The organism is Bacillus sp. MUM 116 (genome assembly GCF_001866655.1).
Classification (GTDB): Bacteria; Bacillota; Bacilli; order Bacillales; family Cytobacillaceae; genus Neobacillus.
Map to the genome: position 1 here is coordinate 1 of NZ_MLYR01000133.1, position 3,819 is coordinate 3,819.

Annotated in this window: 4 protein-coding genes and 2 pseudogenes; 3 read left to right on the top strand and 3 right to left on the bottom strand. The window is 38.5% G+C overall.

The features are described from left to right. Positions 1 to 434: amino acid ABC transporter permease (locus tag BIV60_RS25465; protein WP_141770557.1), on the bottom strand; the 434-nt coding region annotated here is incomplete at its 3' end. After that, positions 435 to 548, bottom strand: a pseudogene (locus tag BIV60_RS31100) (hypothetical protein); the annotation flags it as partial. Positions 549 to 705: 157 nt separating this feature from the next. Here BIV60_RS31100 and BIV60_RS25470 point away from each other — a divergent pair. From BIV60_RS25470 to BIV60_RS25480, 3 genes are all read left to right on the top strand, one after another. After that, entirely contained in the window at positions 706 to 1,053 is a 348-nt protein-coding gene (locus BIV60_RS25470) for a PadR family transcriptional regulator (protein WP_071358506.1), read from the top strand. After that, positions 1,040 to 2,038: an HAAS signaling domain-containing protein gene (locus tag BIV60_RS25475; RefSeq protein ID WP_071358507.1), complete on the top strand. Its 999-nt coding sequence runs from the start codon at positions 1,040 to 1,042 to the stop codon at positions 2,036 to 2,038. Before BIV60_RS25470 ends, BIV60_RS25475 begins: the two co-directional genes overlap by 14 nt. A 381-nt stretch (positions 2,039 to 2,419) precedes the next feature. Next, complete coding sequence (locus tag BIV60_RS25480) at positions 2,420 to 3,616, top strand: FAD-dependent monooxygenase (protein WP_071358508.1); 1,197 nt, start codon at positions 2,420 to 2,422, stop codon at positions 3,614 to 3,616. A gap of 68 nt (positions 3,617 to 3,684) precedes the next feature. Here BIV60_RS25480 and BIV60_RS30680 read toward each other — a convergent pair. Continuing rightward, positions 3,685 to 3,819, bottom strand: a pseudogene (locus BIV60_RS30680) (amino acid ABC transporter permease); the annotation flags it as partial.

A 3,819-nucleotide genomic window follows, 5' to 3' on the forward strand; every position in this document is an offset into this window, starting at 1 on the left:
GAGCTTTTTTGTGCATAAATGATCTGTCCGTTGTGCAATAAATCAGGCAGCGCAATGACGACAGCTAAAGAAGTATCTTTAAGCAACGAAATAAATTGACTGACAATTGGTGGAATCATTCTTTTCAAAGCCTGCGGCAAGATGATATAACGTAATGTTTGAATGTAGGTCAATCCAGAGGCACGTCCTGCTTCAATCTGTCCCTTTTCGATGGAGTTTAAACCGCTTCTGATAATTTCAGCCAGCATTGCTGATTCAAAAACCGTTAAAGCAGCGATTGCCGCCGTTGTTATTTCCATTTCAATCCCGATTTCGGGTAAGGCAAAATAAGCAAAGAAAATGATTAACAGTAAAGGAAGGTTACGAATCATCTCGACCAAAAATTTAATCGTGTCCGGTTTATATACTTCTATGAACGGTGCTAGAAAATCCATCTATGCACCACCTCCATGACTTGCTGCTAAGCGTTTTTCTAAAAATCCAACACCAAGACTCAAAGGGATTGTTAATAATAAATAAAATAAGGCTACAAAAATATAGGTATCAAAAAGTGACGTATGTCTTTGCTCAATATGCCATGGTTTTTTTTGTTATTTCAAAAAAGGCTGTTTAATTTTAATTAATATTGTAAAAACAATAGTGTATGACACATAGCATAAATCATATACTGTATGTCATATAGTAAATAAAAAACGAGGTGGGTGAATGAGTACTTTATTGAATTCATTAATGACAGAGCTTAGGAGAGGAACGTTGACATTAGCCGTTTTAAGTCAATTACGAAAACCACAGTATGGATATTCACTTGTTCAATTATTGGAGGAATCGGGCATTATCATTGACCAAAGTACCTTATATCCATTGCTTCGACGATTAGAAAAACAGGAGTTAGTGTCGAGTAGTTGGGATACATCTGAGAGTAGACCCCGTAAATATTATGTTTTAAGTGAATATGGCTTAGAGATTTTTTTGCAGTTAAAAAGAGAATGGATTAAGAATTCGAAAGAGCTCTTTGGCTTATTAAAAGGGGAGGAAGACGATGAATCTAATTGAGATTTATATACAAGAAGTTACTCGGAGGCTGCCTGAAAAAAATCGTGAGGATATTGCACTCGAGTTGCGGTCAACGATAGAGGATATGCTGCCTGATGATTACCATGAAGAAGACATAAAGGCGGTTCTTGAAAAATTGGGGAGCCCCGTCACATTGGCTAGTGGTTATCGAGATAGGCCAATGCACTTAATTGGTCCACGCTATTTTGATGTATATGTGACGCTGTTAAAAATGATTTTACCGATTGCTACTGTCATTTCGTTAATCTCGATGATTGCCGAATATTTTATTGGATATAGTGCTGAACAAGCGGTTATAAATATTGTTTTGAGTCTTATGGGCGAAGGAATATGGAGAATCATTGAAGTAGGGATCCAAGTATTCTTTTGGCTAACACTTGTGTTTGCTATATTAGAAAGAACAGATAAAGGAAGAGATGAGCAGCCATTAACAGCAAGCCTTAAAAAATGGACTCCTGATGATTTGAAAAATATCCCGAATATCCCTAAGAAAAAGGCGATTTCTAAGGTCGAAGTATTTGGAAGTCTATTGTGGACTGCGATCTGGGCAACACTTTATTTTAATGCGAATCATCTTGTTGGTGTATATAAAGGCGGTGGAGAAGGACTTAAATTCGTGACTCCTTCTTTAAATCAGGAAGTTTTACTGTGGTATTGGCCAATCGTTCTTGTTGTTATTGGTTTCGAAATAGCCTTAGCTCTTTATAAATTAATCAAGGGACAGTGGACAAAAAGAATGGCAATTTGTAATACTGCCCTCCAGCTTATTGCAACCATTGCATTCATTGTTATATTCAGAAATCCGAATGTAATGACCCATGATTATATCACGTATATGTCTAATTTATTTACCATCACAGCTAATCAATTTGAAATGTGGATCGTTGGCGGTGGAATTTTCATCTTTATGATATCTGCGGCAATCAGTGTATTTGATGGGTTCCGTAAAGCTAGAATTCGTTAATCTATATTTGCTTATTAGTTTAAAAGTTTAATAGGTTGTATACTGCTAACAGTTTTTGTATTGGGGACATTTAAGCAGAATTAAGTGATCTCATGATTGAGGTTATATTTTAATTAAAGGGTGCGATTTCGCAGCAAGAATTGTGCTCTTACTTTATGTTAAGGGTGCATTTCTGTAGTAAGAATTGCACTTTTTTTTACTGGGCAATTTATGCAATTTGTTAAGGGATTACTCAAAGGAAAATCGAAGTTAATTTAGAGTTATGTTATTTTATTCGCCAATTTAGAGTAACTATGTTGTGTAGGGTAGGTCCAATATGAGTCTTACCTGAAAGTTGCATACGAAGAGTTTAAAAGCATTAGATTGGAGTGAATCATTATTATGAAAAAAACGATGCGCGTTCTTATTTCTGGTGCCAGTATTGCCGGACCGGCACTTGCATACTGGCTTCACCGCTACGGTTTTGATGTGACTGTCATAGAACGTGCGCCCTCATTACGCCCAGGTGGTTACGGGGTTGATATCCGTGGTGCAGCCATTACGGTGCTTAAGAGAATGGGTATATTCGATCAAGTTTGTGACGCTGACACGAACATGTCAGGTGTTTACTTTGTGAATAGCAAAGGCAAGATTGAAGGTCAAATAAGCGAAGCGAGTATGGGGAACCAGAAGGGTCTGGACATTGAAATCATGCGTGACGATCTTAGTAACATTTTGTTTGATTTAACCAAGAATACGATCAATTATATTTGGGGTGATTCAATTACCGCCATACATGAGACTAACACTGGTGCAGAAGTCCAATTTATTCATAGCAAGCCGCAGACATTTGATCTGGTAATCGGTACGGACGGGCTCCATTCAAATGTACGCACCTTGACTTTTGGAGACGAAGCACAGTTTAAACGTACGCTTGGCTGTTATATATCGATATTTACTCTCGAGAATTACCTCAACCTTGACCACCGCCAACTGTTGTATACGGTTCCAGGCAAAACTGTAGGGATGTATAGCGCCCGTGACAATACCGAAGCAAGAGGGATGTTTTTGTTCCAATCAAATGTATTGGAGTACGATCGCAATGATACAGAATCTCAAAAGAGCCTTATAGAAAAAGCCTTCGTTGGCCAAACGGGGTGGGAAACCTCGCCGCTGCTCAAAAGCATGAAAGAAGCGAAAGATTTTTATTTTGATGAGATTTGCCAGATTCATATGCAGACTTGGTCAAAAGGTCGGATTACATTGGTAGGAGATGCGGCGTATGGCCCATCACCTCTCTCAGGTCAAGGCTCAAGCCTGGCACTCGTTGGAGCTTATGTTTTAGCTGGCGAACTCAAAGCTGCAAATGGCGATTATGCCCGAGCTTTTGTTGCCTATGAACAAGAAATGAGAAAGTTTGTTGAGAAAAATCAAAAAATAGGACGAATAGCCGCAGGGAGCATGATTGAAAAATCAAACTTCAAAATCTTTCTACGAAATTTAATATTGCGCGTACCCACTCTTATGGCCGTACAGTTTAAGATGATTTCAAAAATGATAGCGAAAGCTGCCAACGGAATAGAACTGAGAGATTATTGAAATGCAAGGGAAAACCAAGGGGACGGTTCTGGCGGCTTTTAAGCCAGAAGAACCGTCCCCTTGGTTTTTTAAGTCTGCTTTAGTTCTAACCTTCGTGCAACGAGTGACAATGCATAATTAACGATAAAGTACATCAACGCCATTATGATAAAAACAGGTACCACATACGAGCTTTTTTGTGCATAAATGATCTGTCCGTTGTG

Excerpts from the sequence above, each read along its gene's own strand:
- BIV60_RS25470 (WP_071358506.1), top strand. The coding sequence starts at position 706 with ATGAGTACTTTATTGAATTCATTAATGACAGAGCTTAGGAGAGGAACG.
- BIV60_RS25475 (WP_071358507.1), top strand. The coding sequence starts at position 1,040 with ATGAATCTAATTGAGATTTATATACAAGAAGTTACTCGGAGGCTGCCT.
- BIV60_RS25480 (WP_071358508.1), top strand. The coding sequence starts at position 2,420 with ATGAAAAAAACGATGCGCGTTCTTATTTCTGGTGCCAGTATTGCCGGA.